Here is a 15,838-nt window from a genome sequence, read left to right as displayed (position 1 = left end):
GGTCCGGCGGACCACCGCCCACCCCTGCCGTTCCCTCGACCCCGGACAACCTCATGCCCCTGCGCGACACCTCCGCCCACCAAGCCGCCACCGACCGCACCTTCCAGGTCGACCTCCGCGGCCTGGTGGACCTCCTCTCCCACCACCTCTACTCCAGCCCCCGCGTCTACCTGCGTGAACTGATGCAGAACGCGGTCGACGCCCTCACCGCACGGCACGCCATCGAGCCCCACGGCGCCTTCGGCATCCGCCTGTACGCGGACGGCTCCGTCGTACGCGTCGAGGACGACGGCGTCGGTCTCACCGAGGACGACGTACACACCTTCCTCGCCACGATCGGCCGCAGCAGCAAGCGCGCCGAGAAGATCGCCGAGCAACGCGCGGACTTCATCGGCCAGTTCGGCATCGGCCTGCTCTCCTGCTTCCTGGTCGCCGACGAGATCCACGTCCTGAGCCGCTCCGCCCGCACCCCGGACGCCCCGGCCGTGGAGTGGCGGGGACGCGGCGACGGCAGCTACACCGTGCGCACGCTCCCCGCCTCCGCCCGCCCCCGGCCGGGCACCACCGTCACACTGACGCCGCGCGCCGACGCGGGCGAGTGGACCCGCCCGGCCCAAGTGCACGCCCTGGCCCGGCACTTCGGTTCCCTGCTGCGCCATCAGGTGACCTTCGACGACGGCACGGGCGAGAGCGCACCGGTCAACCCCGAGCCCGCGCCCTGGTCGCGTACGTACCCCACCCCGGGAGCCCGCTCCCGCGCCCTGGCCGCGTACGGCGAGGAGGTCTTCGGCTTCACGCCGCTGGACACCATCGAACTGGACCTGCCCGCCGTGGGTCTGAAGGGCATCGCGTGCGTGCTGCCCGAGGCGGTCCCGGCCGGACGCCGTCACGGCCACCGGGTGCACGTCAAGGGCATGCTGCTGTCCGAGCAGGCCGAGGAGATCCTGCCCGAGTGGGCCTTCTTCGTCCGCTGCGTCGTCGACGCCGAGAGCCTGCGCCCGACGGCGTCCCGCGAGTCCCTGTACGAGGACGACACCCTCGCCGCCGTCCGCGACGCCCTCGCCGAGCGGCTGCGCGCATGGATCGCCCGGGCCGCCGCCAGCGACCCGGACCTGCTCCACCGCTTCCTCCAGGCCCACCACCTGGCCGTGAAGTCGCTCGCGGTGCACGACGACGAGATCCTGCGGATGCTGCTGCCCTGGCTGCCGTTCGAGACCACCGACGGCCACTGCACCCTCGACGAGTTCGCGCGCACCCACCGCACGGTGCTCGTGACGTCGAGCGTGGAGGAGTTCCGGCAGGTCGCGGCGATCGCCTCGGCGGCCGGACTGGGCGTCGTCAACGGCGGCTACACCTACGACCGTGAACTGGTCCACCGGCTGCCCGAGATCAGGCCCGAGGCCAGTGTTGCCGACCTCGACCCGGCGACCCTCACCGCCCATCTCGACCCCGTCGACCGGGAGACGGAACTGGCCGCCGCGGCCTACCTCGCCCAGGCCCGCGACGCCCTGTCCGTCTTCGACTGCGACGTCGCGCTGCGCACCTTCCAGCCCGCCTCCGCACCCGCCCTGCTGGTGGACAGCCGCGAGGCCCGGCACGAACGCACCCGCTCCCAGCTCGCCCGCGAGCAGGAGGGCGGCCTGTGGGGCGACATCCTCGGCGCCCTGCGCCAGGAGGCGCCGCGGGCCCAGCTGATCCTCAACCAGCTCAACCCGCTCGTCCGCACCGCCGTCACCATCGACGAGCCCGAACTGGCCCGCACCAGCGCCGAAGCCCTCTACGGACAGGCCGCGATGCTGTCCCGGCGTCCGCTCAGGCCCGCCGAGTCGAGCCTGATCAACCGCTCCTTCCTCGACCTTCTCGCCCACGCCCTGCGCAAGGACAGCTGACGATGCCGACCGCACCCCTTCCCCAGAACACGGACGAACTTTTCCAGGCGCTCCAGGAGAACGACCGGCGCCCGTACGGCCGTACCCGCACCGTCACCGCCGAGGAACTCGTCGACGCCGCCGAACAGTTCGATGACCCCGCCGTCCTCGTCCACGCCCTCCTCGAACTCCAGGAGGCGTACACCTACGGCTCCGAACCCCGGAAGTCGCCCGTCGTCTTCGCACGTCTGCTCACCCTCTTCGACGAGCAGCCCGACCTCTTCGACGAGCGCCTGCGTCACATGCTGTTCTGGCGGTTCAAGTGGGTGGCCCACGCCCTGCGCCAACTGCCCGAGATACCCCTGACCAGCCTGCGCCAGTGGCTGACGGAGATGCGCGACCGGTACGAGAAGGCCGACCTCGGCCTCCAGCCCTACTACGGACAGGCGTACCAGCTCGCCGTCCACGTAGGCGAGGACACCGCCCTCGCCTACGAGTTGTGGGCGGGCCGCACCCGCACCCGGCTCAGCGACTGCGAGGCCTGCGAGACCTGCCAGCGCGCCCGGTACCACCTCAGGGCGGGCGACGACGAGCGGGCCCTGCGCACCTGGGAGCCCGTCCTGGCCGGGAAGGAGTCCTGCAAGGAGGAGCCGGCCCGCTCCGCCTCGTACGCGCTGCTGCCCCTGCTGCGTACCGGCCGCACCGACCGGGCCCGCGAACTGCACCTCGTCGGCTACCGCGCCTGCCGCCGCAACCCCTCGATGTCCGAGGAGGTCGGCCGACACCTGGAGTTCTGCGCGCTCACCGGCAACGAGGCACGCGGCCTGGAACTGCTCGCCGAGAACCGGAACCTCTTCGACGAGGTCGACTCGCCGCTGGACCAGTTCGGCTTCCTCACCGGCGTGGAGGTCCTCCTCCAGCGCGTCGACCTCCTCGGCCACGGCGACCTGCCCACCGTCGGATACGCGGGCCGCACCTGGACGGTGTCCGGGCTGCGCGCCGAGGTCCGCAAGCGCGCCGACGACCTCGCCGCCCGCTTCGACACCCGCAACGGAACCACCGCCCACGCCGACCGCCGCAGGGCCCGCCTGGACCGGGCCCCGCTCCTGGACGCGCTGGAACTGACCCTGCGCCCCCGCAGCCTCGACGACGCGGCCCCGGCACCGGTCACCGTGCCCGTCGCCGCCCGTACGCCCGCCGTCGTCCCCGAAGCGCTGCCCGAACTCATCCTCAGGGCGCGAGCGGCGGAGGAGGAGGGGCACCCGGACGCAGTGGCCTGCTGGGCGCGGCTGCGCACGCTCGCGGCCGCCCGCGACTACATCCACCCCGACGACCCGGCCGTGGGCTCGCTCCTGCGGCTGCGCGCGGACCTGCTGGCCGACGAAGGGAACCGGGCGGGCGAGAAGGACGAGTTCGCCGACGCCGCCGCCCTCCACGAGGAGGCCGCGGCCCTGTACGACGACGCCGGGCTGCCGGGTCACGCGGCGCTCGCCCGCGCCTGCGCCCTGCTCGCCACCGCCGAGATCCCCGCGGAGCCGGCGGAGGGGGAGAGCGACGAAGGGGAGAGCAGCGACGGAGCCGAGGCGAAGGCCGCGGCGCTGACCGCCGCGCACGCGTCCATCGTCCGCCTCCATGAGGAGACGCCCGGACTCGCCCCGTACCAGGAGGCCCGCCTGCTGCGGCTGCGGGCGACCGCGCTCGCCCTGCGCCTGCAGACCTCGGGCAGCGAGGATCATGTCGCACCGGTCTTCGCCGAGGTGGACGCGCTGCACGCGCTCGCCGGCCGGCACGCCCTCGACGGGCAGATCTCCGGCGCCCTGCTGCTGCGGGCCAGCACCCACGCCATCTCCGGCAACCTGCCCACCGCCGTCACCGAGATCGACGCGCTCCTGGACCGGCTGAAGGCGCAGGGCCCCGCCTGGCACCTGCCCCGCACGCTCGGACTGCGCGGCCGGTTCCAGTTCGGCCTCCAGGACGCGCAGGCCGCGCACGCGGACCTGTCCGAGGCCCTGCGACTGGCCGCCGACTGGCCCGCCGACACCGTCGACACCGCCCGCCTCCACGGGGATGTGGCCCAGGCCTGCATGTACCTGGGCCGCCCCGACGAGGCACTACGGCATCTGACGCGCTCCGCGGAGCTGGAGCTTCGCCGCGGCAGCCGGACGGACGCGTTCTGCACCTACAGCAACGCCGCCCAGCTCAGCCTCGACCTGGGCCGTGTCGAGGACTGCATCGCGCTGCTCGACTCCCTGCTGGCCGAACCGGACGTCACCGCCGGAGAGCTGAACGACCGGATCGTCGCCCAGCTGCGCCTGACCCGTGCCCGCGCGCTGCACACGGGGGAGGACCTCAAGGCCGCCACGGCGGAGTTCGTCACCCTGTCCGCCGAGTCGGCCGGCTGGGACGACGACCCGGGGAGCCACGCCATGATCGCCGCGGAGACCGCCGTACTCCTCGGCGAGTCCGGCGAGTTCGAGCGGGCCCGCGAGGTCGCGGACCAGGCCCTCGCCGCCCACGCCCGGGCCCCGCGCTTCGAGCACCTCAGCAACTCCCTGCGCGAACTCGCCCGCCTCCAGGCCCAGCAGCAGGGCCCCGACGGCCTGACCGCAGCGCTCGCCTTCCTCACCGACGCGGGCCGCGTCGCCGACGAGGCGCGCGCCGCCGCGTACCAGGCCCAGGGCCGCTCCCTGGACACCGCCCTGGCCTACGAGCACGGCCGGGTCAACGCCTACGCCGGCGCGTACGACGACGCTCTGACCGCCCTGGACAAGGCCCTCGCCCTGCTCGGCGAGCCGGGACGGGACGACGACGCCGGCGAATGGGCCGAGTGCGTCCGCCTCGCGGGCGCCGTGGAAGGCCTCTACCTGGAACGCCCCGCGCCCGCCCTCACCCGCCTCGACGCGGCCGTCTCCCACCTGACCGCCCTGGGCCACACCGAGGAGACCGAGCCCCTGACCGCGTTGGCGGCCCGGCTGCGCGACGAGGAGTGACGCGACGGGCGCCCGGCGGGGACGTGCAGCGGGCACGCCCGAGCCACCGCCGGCCTCCGCGCCCTCCCATGTGAAGGGCTGTGTCCCCAGCCGACCCACAAGGAGCAGGCCGTGAACATCGAGATCGCCCCGCACGTCCGTGAGACCGCTTCCCAGCTCGGACAGGGTGTGACCTATGCGCTGAAGGTCCTGGCCGGCCGGCTGGCGGACGACCCGGACATGGGCGAGCCCTCGGCTCTGCCCGGCATCCTCACCGTGATGATCGACGGCGACCTCTTCGAGGACTGCCCCGCCCTGGCCGTCGGCTACCTTCGCGGGCCCGACCGGCAGGAACGGCAGGGGCGCCATCAGGAGCGGCCTGCCGTTCCCGGTGCCGAGGCGGTCACCGTACGGGAGGTCGCGGACGCCTGGCGGCGCATCACCGGCCGGCTCCGGGCCAACGCCCCCGACTCCACGGAGCCCACGGCTGGGGCTGCCTTCCGGGCAACAAGGCCCTGATGACCCTGGAGGCCGTGAGCGCCCTCCACCGCATGAAGACGACGGCCGCGCAGGCCCAAAGGAACCCCTCACCTCCGGCCGCCCCGAGGAGGAGCGGGTCACGGTGTGGCAGGCCACCTGGATTCCGGTGATCGCCCTCGGCCGACCAATCACACCTCGGGCCTGTATCTGGACGCCGCAACCGGCTTTCTGGGCCGTTGGTCCCGCTACCACGAAGAGCCGGACGAGGAACGCGACACCCTGGTCACCTCTCTGGAAGAGATGGCTGACACGCTGGAGTTCCCGGGCCTGGCCGCGCGGGACAAGCCGGGTCTGATCGGTGGGACGTTGGTGTGGCTCAGCAGCATCGACCCCGTGCGGGGAGACAGGTGTCAGCCCCTGACGGGCTGACACCGGCAGCCGACATCAGATCTCCGCACGTCCGGCCCGACCGAACCCGGGATCGGTAGGAGTCCCGGCAGCGAGAGCCTCGCCGCATGGACCTGCAGAGGATGCTCGGGCTGTGGTGGACGGTGCCCGCGGGGCTGGCATTGGTGGGTTACGCGTGTTCGCTGGCCGGGCTGACGCGGCCGCAGCGGGCGGTGTGGGCGACGGCCCGGGTCGTGGAGGTGCATCCGCCGGGGCACGGTGAGTCGGGGGAGCACGGGATACCGGTGACGATCGTGTACCAGGACCCCGGCACCGGACGGGAGTTCACGCTGCGGCACGAGAACAAGCGTGGCGACCGGGTGCAAGTGGCCTGGGTGGGGCAGGAGTTCCCGGTCCGGTTTCCCCGGCGGCGGCCGGAGCGTTTCTATCTCATGCTGGACAGCGAGGGGCGGACCTCCGGGGTCGGCGGACCGAACTGCACGGTGATCCTGCTGGTGTTGGGACTGGTCGTCCAGTCGTTCTTCGCGTGGGGCTGGCAGTGGGGTCTGATCTGCGTCGGTGGCCTGCTGCTCCTCGTCGTCGCGCTGAGCCGGGACGGCGAGTACGCCCGCGCCCGCGCCGCTCAACTGGCCGAGGGCGTCACCGTCCAGGGCCGCGTGGTCGCCGTCACCAGGGACATCCACTCCGACGGCGAGGGCGGCGAGAGCGTCAGCCACGCCTGCGTCGTCGCCTTCACCACCCACGAGGGCGTCGAGGTCACCGCGCTGTGCACGCAGGGCATCCGGGACATCGCCCGGTCCCTCGGCCGTGACATCCCCCTCCGCTACGCGCCCGCCGACCCGTCCCTGCTGACCGCCGACCCCGACCACGAACGCCGTGAGCGCGCCTGGAACATCAGGTTCATCACCACCCTGCTGGTCACCGGGACCTCCGCGATCGGGGTGGGCGGCTACTGCCTCCACCACCCCTGGCCCTTCACCTGACGATGCAGGTCAGGGCCGCCCACAGCAGGGGCGAGTGCTCGATCCGGCCGTCGGCGCGCCACCGGTCGAGCTGCTGCCGCTGCCAGGCGCCGAGACGGCGGACCGGGTCGTGGTCCTCGTGGGCCGCGTCCACGGCGACCACGGCCTCCGTGAGCGGCCGTACGGACTGAGGCAGACCGGCCAGACGGTGGAAGGCGAAGCTGGTGGGAAGCACCCAGCGGGTGGCGGTGACCAGGTGGGCGCCGTTGTGGATCATCGCCGTCGCCAGGCCGAAGGACTCGGCGAAACGGAGATCACCGCCGCTCTCGCAGGCGATCAGCGCGACGCGCGGCGGTGCGGGCCAGAGGTGAGCGCCCGGCACACCGTCCGCGCGCAGCGGGAGCGTGCCCAGCAGAAGGTCCTTGGCGGACAACGGGCGGTGGGTGCGCACCGGTTCGGTCATCCCCGTGGTCTCCGGGCCGCAGCACAGATGGAGGGTGACGTCCTCGCTCTGCCCGCCCTCGACGGGGGCGCCGCTGACGTGACCGACGTACATCAGGCGACGGGCACCCTTGCGCAACGCCTCGCCCAGCCAGTCGCGGTCGAGGTCGGGGCGGCGGAAGGCCTCGGCGGGGGTGGCGACGGACGGTACGACGGTGCCCGCGTCGAGCCTCCGCTGTACGAGGGACAGCAGCGCCGGGTCCGAGCCGGGCTGTCCCAGGACCGAGCCGAGCGGGGAGTCGGCGCGGAAGCCGGGGACGCGGGGGTCCAGGACGAGAACCACGGCGTCCGAGTCCGGGTCCTGATCGGTCGGCGTGGTGCCTGCCCGTCGTAGCGATGCCGGTGCGGTGGTGGCGATGTCCACGAGGTCGATCAGGCGTACGCCGCTGTCGTCACCGTCCACGGCGAGCAGCTCCCACGGGACCTGGGCGACCCGGGGCGACGGCTGGAGCCGCATCAGCGGACGGCCCAGGTGGGCGGACACCTGGCGGATCTGGTCGGTCAGGCCCGGCGGCCACAGCACCTCGGCCAGCATGCGGGAGAGGCGGCGCTCTCCCTCGTACGTGGCCAGCGCGCCGGACTCGAACACGCGCCGCATGCCTTCCGTGCCGCAGCCCGGCAGTTCGGCGGCCAGCGCGCGGACGGCCTCGTCCACGTCCCGCCCCGGGGCGTACCCGGTGCCGAAGCCCTGGGCCCCACGGACCCACGTCCAGGTCATGTGCAGGTCACCGGCGTCGGCGAGGCGGACCTGGACCACCGGACGGTTCGGGTCGGTCAGAACGTCGGCGGACAGAACGGCACCTCCTCCTCGCTCACGATCCGCCGGTGATAGCGGAACTCGGCTGCCTGGACGTACTCCTGGAGCGCGGTACGGCCGCCCGCCTCCGCCGACATCACGATCTTCGGTGGCGGTGCGACCCGCAGGCCGACGGAGGCGGCGGCCTCGGCCGCGATGCCGCCCAGCGTCAGGGGAGCGTCGTCATCGGGGGCGTACGTCTTCATCGCGGCGTCCGGGAAGACCGCCGCCTTGTCGGCGGTGGACGTACGGCTCAGCGCCAGGGAGGCGCCCGCGCACCGGTGTTCCACCAGCTCGAAGATCAGCCCCTGGTCGTTGCCGCGGAGGGCCAGGCGGAAGACCAACTGCATTGCTTCATCGGCTAGTTGCAGCCACTGGCTGCGGGCGTGGGCGGTGGCGAAGTCGTAGCGGGCCGCTTCCAGCGTCAGGGCTGCGGGCAGGGCCAGCGACAGCGCGTTGGCGAGCGAGGTGCGTTCGTGGACGCCGTGGTCGGTCCGGTTCAGGTTGTCCTCAAGGGTTTGCGCGAGCATCAGGTCCACCTGGGCGCACCGCTCGTACACCCCGCGCTCCTGGTACACGTCCCGTGCGCCCTGAGCGAGCCGCTTCATCTCGTCGATGTCGCCCCGCTCGTAGGCGTGCCGGGCGCCCATCAGCATGGTGTCGGCTGCGGCGATCGCGGCACCGACCTGCTGGAAGCGGGCCAGGCTGGACGCCGTCAGAGCGGCAGCGCCCGCCGCGTCCCCGCGGTGTGCCGCGATGGCGGCACGGGCCTGTTCGCAGACCGCCAAGTCCTCGGCCTGGCCCTGCCGTTCGAAGATCTCGGCGGCCTCCGCGTACAACTCCTCCGCGCGGTCCAGGCGGCCGGCCCGCAGTGCGGCGTACGCCCGGTGGGAGAGCACCTGTTGGCGTCCCGCGTGGTGGCCCAGCGTCAGATAGGCCTCCTCCGCACGGGCGAAGTAGTCCTCCGCCTGCTCGAACCGTACGGTCGAGGCGCAGACGACCCCCAGGCAGTCCAGGAGGTACGGCTCGGTCGGCGGCGCGTCGGTCAGCAGCGCGGAGGCCAGTTCCTCGGCCGCGCCCCACGCGCTGCGGTCCATCAGCAGATGCACCCGGCTCAGGCCGATCTCGGCGGTGCGCAGTCCCTCGAGGTCGTCGAACTCCGACAACAGGGCCGTCGCCTCGTCCATCGCCTCCTGCGCCTCGTCGAACCGACCCGTCCTGCGCAGCAGTTCGACCCTGGCCAGCAGCGTCTTCAGCAGGACCTCCTGCCACAGCCGGCGGCCGTTCGGTCCCATCGGCACGGACGCGATGCCCCGCACCAGATCGAGGGACCGCCCGATGGACAGGGCCGCCCCGGGCAGATCCGTGGCCGCGAGCTGAACCGTTCCGATGTCGGACAACAGGTGCCCGCGCAGCAGCCGTACGTCGGGAGAGTCCTCGAACGACTCTGCCATGGCGAGGAGTTCGCCGTAGACGGCCAGCGCCGCCAGGAGATCCGGGGTGAGTTGATGGCGTTCGGCGAGCGCGAAGCCGCTGTCGAAGGGCTCGCCGTAGCTGAGCCCGGCCGCCTGCCCCTCCCGTTCCGCTGCGTCGTCCGGGTCTGCCAGGTCTCGCGGGTCTTCCGGCATGGGCTAGAAGTCCTCCTCCACGGCAGCGGCGGCCGCGATCTCGGCGAGGAACGGGTCCGGGTGTGCGGCCCCGCCGGCGTGCGGTGCCGCCGCGACGCCGAGCCGGTGCCGGGCCAGGGCTCGTACTGCCTCACGTGCCGCACGGTCATCGGCACCCGGTCCCGGGTCGAACCCCGGCAGCAGGATGCCGACTTCGATGCTCGGTGTCGTCGAGGCCGGGACGTCCAGGTCCGCCCTGCCGGTCCACACGTCGTCCCGCCTGGTCAGGGGAACGCGGTTCGGCGGGCCGCCGTCCACGTGGACCTCCGCCGCGAGGCGCACCCCGCCCGCGGGGGCCGCGATGTCGGCGACGACCTCGACCTCGATCCGCCGCCCGGCGCCGAGCGCGTACGCCGTCCAGGACACGGCGTCCTCGGCCCCGTCGACGAAGCCGGGAGGACAGCGGCACCAGTCGTTGGTCCCCGAACCCCGGGCGATCACGCGGCCGGTCGCAGTGCGGGGGCTTCCTGCCGCGAGGGCGAACTCCTGCTGTCCTGGGAAGAGTTCGGCGAGGTCGAGCGGCCCGGCGGCCGACGTGGGGTCCCGTTCCAGGGCTGACCGGAGGCGTCGCAGCGCCTCCCCGTCCAGTCCGACGCTGTCGGCCGCGTCGTCGATCAGCCGTAGAACGCCGTCCAGTTGGCGAGGCGGGGCCGCCGACTGCCGCCAACGGATCAGCGGGTCGAGCGCGGCAAGGTGCTCCTCCAGCAGTTCGGCACCCTCCAACTCCCCTGACTCGTCCAGGAGTTGCTGGCACTCGTGGGTAAGCGCAGCCAACTCGAGTCCCAGCACGTCCGGTTCGAGTGCGGGAATCCCGTCCAGGTACGACGTCGGCCACCAGCGGGCCGCCCAGTGCCCGAGGGCGAGGCGGCCGGCAGTGTCGGCGAGTGCGGTCGGCCGCTCGGGCAGCGTCAGCTCGGCGGCCGGGGTTCCCGACGCGACGGCGTCGACAGCGGCGGCCGTACGCTCGCCGTAGAGCGCCCACAGCCACTGCTGGGCCTGCCCCACGTCGTGGATCTCCGCCGCCGGCAGACCTGTCGGGCCGAGGACGGGCCAGGTCAGGACGGCACCCGCGACGTCGAGAACGGCCCGGGTGAAGGGGGGACCGGCGGAGGGCCCAGCGATGCGTACGGTGCAGTCCTCGGCTCGCGTGATGGCACAGCGCCGTTCAGGCATCACGCGCTCCTCGGCTCGGCGGCGGGCTCGGCGGACGCCGACAGGGCGCGCAGTGCCGTACGGACTCGTGCGCGGTGGTCCATCATCACCGAGCGGGCGACCCCGTCGAGCACGCTCCAGGCCGATGCCGCGTCGGGCAGTGGCGCGTCGCGGACGTCGCGCCCGTGCAGCCGTACCCAAAGGCGCCGCATGTACGCGGCCCACGGGGTGCGCAGGTCCTGGGCGAGGGCGTTCAGCACGCCGCCGTCCGGATCGGGGCCGGGGGAGACGGTCATCCTGCGGGCTCGGAGGACCGAAGCCTCCCGCTGCCAGCGGCTGTTGACGATACGGTGGGCCGAGGTCGACCCCGCCACGGAGGTCCCGGCGCCCAGCGGATCGAGCCCCACCGCGAGCCGGCCGCCGAGCACGACGGTGACGCGCAGGCTCTCGTCGTACAGGCCAAGCGGGGCGCAGCTGCGGTCGACTTCCCGCCGGACGAGCTCCGGCACGGTCGGCAGTTGCTCGCGGTGGGTCGACGCCTGGAGCACGGTGAAGAGCCGTTCGAAGAGCGTGCGGTCAAAAGGCGCGGGGAGTGTGGCGGTCGAGGCGTTCCGGCCGACCTCGGGGCGCGGGGGCACGCGGTGCGCGGTCAGTCCGAGGTGCGGGGGTACGTCGGCGCGGTCCCAGACGTCGGCCGGGGGCGCCGCCCACAGGGCTCGCCCGAGCAGGCCGCCATGCCCGGCCCGGACCATGGCGGCGAAGGCCGGTGAATCGTCCCCCGCCGCACCGCAGACCTCGAGCACCTCTGCCGCCAGGCCCATATCGGCGGCGGCGCCCGATACCGCTTCGCGTCCGTCCCACGCCGCCGCCAGCTCGGCGTCGAGCCGCGCGCACCGGGCGGCGTCCGCCAGGTGCTCCTTCAGCGCCTGCACTGTGCGTCCGCCGGACGCGTCCACGACGTCTTCGAGCACCGTCCTCGCCACCGCGTCCGCGCCGGACCCCGGCGCCCCGTGCTCGGTCGCCAGCTCGAAGCACCGCTGGAAATACAGGTCCTGGGGGTTGCCCGCCACGATCCCCAGCGCCCGGCGGGTCTTCTTCAGCAGCGTGAACCACTGTGCCGTCGCTTCCAGAACCGCACCGGACTCCCGTATCAGCGCGTCGAGGCGCTCCGCCTCCCGCGCGTCGAGGAAGTCGGCGGCGAGCTCCGGACGCAGCGCGGGCCGGACGATCAGCGGCAGCACGATCAGCTTGACCGTCCGGGTCAGCGGCGCGCCACCGGGCCCGCTCAGCGCCTGGGGACCCGGCCCGAGGCCGCGCCAAGCCGTGTCGATGACCATGGCGCGCGGACGGCGCTCGCCGCTCGACGGCTGGCTCGGGGACGGCATGGGCAGAGCGTACGTCCTGGGGGAACTGGTGGTCGAACCTGGGATCGGTAGGCGCCGCCCGCCTCCTAACGTCCACACCACCAGGCAGAACGGACCGGAAGGGCAGGCACAGCAATGGGAATCTTCGGCAAGGGCAAGAGCCGCGAGGAGAAGGCCGCCAAGATCGCGGAGCAGGTGGCCGGCGGCAAGGGTTTCTACGGCCGCATGACGCGCGCGACGCTCGGCGGCGAGGACTACGCCAAGCTCCAGCAGACGATCGGCGCCTACAACTCCGGTGCCGCTGTGCGGCAGTTGCTCGCCATGGGAGTACCGACGACGCCGGCCGTCGTCGTGTCGATCAGCGACACCGGCAAACTGGTCAACTTCGACCCGGTCGTCGACCTGGTCCTCCAGCTGACCGGGGTCACCGCCGACCCGATCACGCTCCAGACCATCGTCTCGAAACTGCGCATCCCCCGCGCCGGTGACCAGGTACTGCTGATCGCTGACCCCGCCAACCCCGGCGGTTACCTCTACGCGGGAGACGGCGCGACACCGTGACGACACCGCCGTACACGGTGTCCTTGTCGTGTCGGGTTGCCTGGAGCGCAACGACCGGACCAAGCTCCATCGACCGCCGACAGCGGGCTCTTTCAGGGCGGCCTGACGGGTTGAGCATTACTGTCAACCGACGTCGAAGAGATTCGGCAGTCGAAGGAGGTAACGGGTGCGGTCGTGGCGTTTGATCCGCTCGAACTCGGGGGCCCGGTACAGCGGGGTGACGGTGCAGCGTTCCGCGGCCGAACCGATCCCGTCCAGCAGGGCGTTGACGGCCTGCCGGGCCGAGGTGTTGGCGCCTTCCATGGTGGCCAGATCGATGGGCACGGCCACATAGTCGCCGGACAGGAAGAGGTTGGGGATCTTCGTAGCCGATCGCGGACGGTGGTGGAAGGTCCCTGTCGGATGGATGAGCAGCTGCTCCTCGTTGACCGGGTTCGGAGTGCCGAGGCCGTCGACGGCCGGATCGAGGAACCAGGAGTGCAGCACGGAGTCCTTCAGGACCGTACGGCCGCTGTCATTGAGCGCCGCTTTCAACTGCGCCCACACCTCGCGGGCGACTTCGGCGCGGGTGCACTGCTTGGCGGTCTTGCCGTACAGGATGCCCGGCTGGTCCCACTCGGAGACGTCCACGGACAGACAGTCCGCGACCGTGCCGTCGCCGAAGTCGGCAGGGAAGTCGTGGCCCGGCCAGTGCTGGGCCTGGGCGATCGCGGTCAGCGACCAGGGGGAGTCGATAAGGTCGAGGTGGCCGTGCAGTATCGGCGTACGTTCGGTCAGATAGAACTGGATGCCGGTCATCCAGTCCGTCTCCAGCCGGTCGCACTCGGCCAGTTGGGGATCGGCGGCGCGCACGGCGGAGTTCCAGGTCCGGCGCGCGTGCTCGACCGGCATGGCCGAGATGTAGTGGTCGGCGGTGACAGTCCGGCGGGCACCACCCGGGTCCTCCACGACGGCGCCGGCGATCCGGCCCGCGCCCAGGATCAGGTCCCGTACGGTCCAGCCGATGTGGAACTCGACCCCGAGTGACCTCAGGTACGTCACCCAGGGGTCGATCCAGGCCTCGTTGGTGGGCGCGTTGAGGATCCGGTCCAGCGGTCCGTCCGCGCCCCGCCCGAGGAGATTGAAGGCGAAGGCCTCCAGCAGGGTGGCGACGGTACGGGTGCTGGCCTCTTCCGCCTTGGTGGCCACGATGTTGCGGGTGATGCCAATGGCGAGGATCCGCTGGTAGTCGTACGACATCCGTCCGGCCCTTACGAACTCCCACCACGGCATCTGCTCCCAGGCCTCGTCGCGGCGTTCATCGCAGCTGGTGAGGAAGACCAGGAAGCGGTTGGCGAAGTACAGGGCCTCGTGGAGGGGGAGGTTGAAGGCGGTGTCCAGGACCGAGGTGAGGGCGCGGCGGATCTCGTCGGGGGTGAGTTCGGCCGGGGTGTTGCCGGGCCACGGAAGCGGGATCCGGATGTCCTCGCGGCCGCCCGACCGGGCGAACAGCATCTCCTTGGGGGCGACGAGGTTGTCGTGGACACCGTTGGGGTTGCCGGGGAAGGGGATGCGCCGCATGGTGTCGGGCAGGTTGTGGTAGATGCCGGGGATGAAGCGGAAGCCGTGCTCCCCGGGCAGGGGCCCGCGGCCGCCCGTGCCGCTGTCCGGTACGTCCATGCTGCGCGCCTTGCCGCCCAGCGCCTTGCGTTCGTAGACCGTGACCCGGAAGCCGCGTTCGGCGAGTTCGTGGGCGGCCGTGAGCCCGGCGACGCCTCCGCCCAGTACGGCCACGGTCTGTGCGGCGCCGGCGCCGTTCCGGGCCGCGGCCCGTTGGGGGGTCGCGAGGGCGACTCCGCCGCCGGCGGCCGCGGCCGAACCCAGGAACCCTCTGCGTGTGGTGCCGCCCATCGCTACCCCTTACCGTAGGTAACCACCGGCGCACGAGGATATGGGCGACGCACCGATCCCGGAAGACGGCCAACGGAGCTTGGGCCTCTTTGGCTTGATGCCGCATCACCTCGGCGCACCCGACGGCGTGCGGCCAAGGCGTTCCAGATCCCACTGCGGTCAGCCGCATGCCGAGAGGCGGGGAAGTGTGGAGGGAGCGAATTTCACCCTGGAGCGGAGCAACGGACTCATAATCCGCTACGCGTCGAGAATCCGGACCAGCCGCGGGCCAAACGGCACCCCCGTGGCACCAATTCCGAGGGGTGTCCCCAGCGCGACTCAGCCAGGAAGCTGCGCATCACGATGGCGAGTTGCGGATGTCCTTCCCAGGATCGTGATTCGTCGTCGGGGAGACGGTCGTACAGTCCCCAAGTCGACTGCACGCACGTCCCGTGTGCTCAGCGGACAGCGCTAGGTCCCTTTCCAGCGATCGCCAGGCTTGGGCACCATTCCACTGGACCAACTTCAGCCGGAGCTCGAACTGTGACGCGAAGTGACTTGTTGATCGCGTAGGGCGGCCGCCGCGTCGGGTTGCCTGGAGCGCAACGGCGCCTCCAGGCAACCGACTTCAGGCTTTAGAAGAACCCGAGTTTCTTCGGACTGTAGGAAACGAGCAGGTTCTTCGTCTGCTGGTGGTACAGCCTCTGTACGGCCCTGATCAGCGTAAATGGGAGGGTTGGAGGTGGGTCGGCAGGTGCTGGCCCGCATATGGTCCGGATCTTGGGTGAGGGCTTGGGCGGTGGTGCTTGGCTCCGGCAATCGCGGGGCTTGCTGGTCCTGGGGCCTTGCCGTATGCAGGCACCTGCTCCCTAAGTGGTCGCCTGCTGGCCGTCCGTGAGGGCTGCGGCCATGAGCCCCGTCGGCGCCTTGCGCCGCACTGCGGCCAGCTGGTCCGGATCCATTCGACCAGAACATGCGGGACTCGGTAGGTCCGGCCGACTGTGGAGTCTGGGCTTACGGTGCGGTATACGCAAACTACCGGCCAGGACTCGTACTCCTCGTGGTCACCGGTGTGTTCGGCATTGCCCTCAGTGGTTACGGTGACTTCTTCCGGCCCCACCGAGGTGACTCCAGCGGGCCCCAGTTTGTGAAGCCCGCTCCGGGGCGACCTGAATCGGCCCCGCCGGTGACCGGCCAGGAGGGCCAAATGGGGCCACTCGAACCCGCCTTCGCGGGCGGCG

Annotated in this window: 11 protein-coding genes; 6 read left to right on the top strand and 5 right to left on the bottom strand. The window is 72.1% G+C overall.

Annotation, left to right across the window (positions count from 1 at the left end; genetic code table 11):
• Positions 1-53: 53 nt before the first annotated feature.
• The 5 genes from ACIOHP_RS44705 to ACIOHP_RS44685 all read left to right on the top strand — a co-directional run bounded on the left by ACIOHP_RS44705 (position 54) and on the right by ACIOHP_RS44685 (position 6,708).
• Entirely contained in the window at positions 54-1,889 is a 1,836-nt protein-coding gene (locus ACIOHP_RS44705; RefSeq protein WP_401896762.1) for an HSP90 family protein, read from the top strand.
• 2 nt (positions 1,890-1,891) lie between these two features.
• Positions 1,892-4,858, top strand: coding sequence for a hypothetical protein (locus ACIOHP_RS44700; protein WP_401896761.1), 2,967 nt, complete (start codon positions 1,892-1,894; stop codon positions 4,856-4,858).
• Between the two features lie 111 nt (positions 4,859-4,969).
• Positions 4,970-5,356 carry a hypothetical protein gene (locus ACIOHP_RS44695; protein ID WP_401896758.1) on the top strand — a complete coding sequence of 129 codons (387 nt, stop codon included), beginning with the start codon at positions 4,970-4,972 and terminating at the stop codon, positions 5,354-5,356.
• A 105-nt stretch (positions 5,357-5,461) separates the two neighbouring features.
• Positions 5,462-5,746, top strand: a complete 285-nt coding sequence (locus tag ACIOHP_RS44690; protein ID WP_401896757.1) for a hypothetical protein — start codon at positions 5,462-5,464, stop codon at positions 5,744-5,746.
• Positions 5,747-5,832: 86 nt separating this feature from the next.
• The gene (locus ACIOHP_RS44685) at positions 5,833-6,708 is read left to right on the top strand and encodes a DUF3592 domain-containing protein (RefSeq protein WP_401896756.1); all 876 of its coding nucleotides are present in this window, start codon (positions 5,833-5,835) and stop codon (positions 6,706-6,708) included.
• Here ACIOHP_RS44685 and ACIOHP_RS44680 read toward each other — a convergent pair.
• Genes ACIOHP_RS44680 through ACIOHP_RS44665 form a run of 4 tightly spaced genes read right to left on the bottom strand, consistent with a single transcriptional unit; the run spans position 6,701 to position 12,188 of the window.
• Positions 6,701-7,945 carry a CHAT domain-containing protein gene (locus ACIOHP_RS44680; RefSeq protein WP_401896754.1) on the bottom strand — a complete coding sequence of 415 codons (1,245 nt, stop codon included), beginning with the start codon at positions 7,943-7,945 and terminating at the stop codon, positions 6,701-6,703. The two genes, ACIOHP_RS44685 and ACIOHP_RS44680, sit on opposite strands and share 8 nt — an antisense overlap.
• A 17-nt stretch (positions 7,946-7,962) precedes the next feature.
• Positions 7,963-9,612, bottom strand: a complete 1,650-nt coding sequence (locus ACIOHP_RS44675) for a hypothetical protein (protein ID WP_401896752.1) — start codon at positions 9,610-9,612, stop codon at positions 7,963-7,965.
• Positions 9,613-9,615: 3 nt separating this feature from the next.
• Complete coding sequence (locus tag ACIOHP_RS44670; RefSeq protein ID WP_401896750.1) at positions 9,616-10,824, bottom strand: hypothetical protein; 1,209 nt, start codon at positions 10,822-10,824, stop codon at positions 9,616-9,618.
• Entirely contained in the window at positions 10,824-12,188 is a 1,365-nt protein-coding gene (locus ACIOHP_RS44665; protein WP_401896748.1) for a hypothetical protein, read from the bottom strand. The genes ACIOHP_RS44670 and ACIOHP_RS44665 overlap by 1 nt, the downstream gene beginning before the upstream one ends.
• A gap of 114 nt (positions 12,189-12,302) precedes the next feature.
• Between ACIOHP_RS44665 and ACIOHP_RS44660 the strand changes: the two genes are divergently transcribed.
• Positions 12,303-12,728, top strand: coding sequence for a hypothetical protein (locus ACIOHP_RS44660; protein WP_361549467.1), 426 nt, complete (start codon positions 12,303-12,305; stop codon positions 12,726-12,728).
• Positions 12,729-12,851: 123 nt separating this feature from the next.
• Here the strand turns inward: ACIOHP_RS44660 and ACIOHP_RS44655 are convergent, their stop codons facing one another.
• Positions 12,852-14,618 (bottom strand): FAD-dependent oxidoreductase, encoded by a 1,767-nt coding sequence (locus tag ACIOHP_RS44655; protein WP_401896746.1) that lies wholly within the window; start codon positions 14,616-14,618, stop codon positions 12,852-12,854.
• Positions 14,619-15,838: the final 1,220 nt, after the last annotated feature.

Source organism: Streptomyces sp. NPDC087859, from assembly GCF_044742595.1.
In the GTDB taxonomy this organism is placed as follows: Bacteria; Actinomycetota; Actinomycetes; order Streptomycetales; family Streptomycetaceae; genus Streptomyces; species Streptomyces canus_F.
The sequence above is the reverse complement of the archived record's forward strand: the minus strand, read 5'-3'. Positions and strand labels throughout refer to the sequence as shown.

What these genes read in the sequence shown, in the direction of transcription:
- ACIOHP_RS44655 (WP_401896746.1), bottom strand. Translation starts at nt 14,618, where the DNA reads ATGGGCGGCACCACACGCAGAGGGTTCCTGGGTTCGGCCGCGGCCGCC.
- ACIOHP_RS44705 (WP_401896762.1), top strand. Translation starts at nt 54, where the DNA reads ATGCCCCTGCGCGACACCTCCGCCCACCAAGCCGCCACCGACCGCACC.
- ACIOHP_RS44685 (WP_401896756.1), top strand. Translation starts at nt 5,833, where the DNA reads ATGGACCTGCAGAGGATGCTCGGGCTGTGGTGGACGGTGCCCGCGGGG.
- ACIOHP_RS44670 (WP_401896750.1), bottom strand. Translation starts at nt 10,824, where the DNA reads ATGCCTGAACGGCGCTGTGCCATCACGCGAGCCGAGGACTGCACCGTA.
- ACIOHP_RS44665 (WP_401896748.1), bottom strand. Translation starts at nt 12,188, where the DNA reads ATGCCGTCCCCGAGCCAGCCGTCGAGCGGCGAGCGCCGTCCGCGCGCC.
- ACIOHP_RS44675 (WP_401896752.1), bottom strand. Translation starts at nt 9,612, where the DNA reads ATGCCGGAAGACCCGCGAGACCTGGCAGACCCGGACGACGCAGCGGAA.
- ACIOHP_RS44700 (WP_401896761.1), top strand. Translation starts at nt 1,892, where the DNA reads ATGCCGACCGCACCCCTTCCCCAGAACACGGACGAACTTTTCCAGGCG.
- ACIOHP_RS44660 (WP_361549467.1), top strand. Translation starts at nt 12,303, where the DNA reads ATGGGAATCTTCGGCAAGGGCAAGAGCCGCGAGGAGAAGGCCGCCAAG.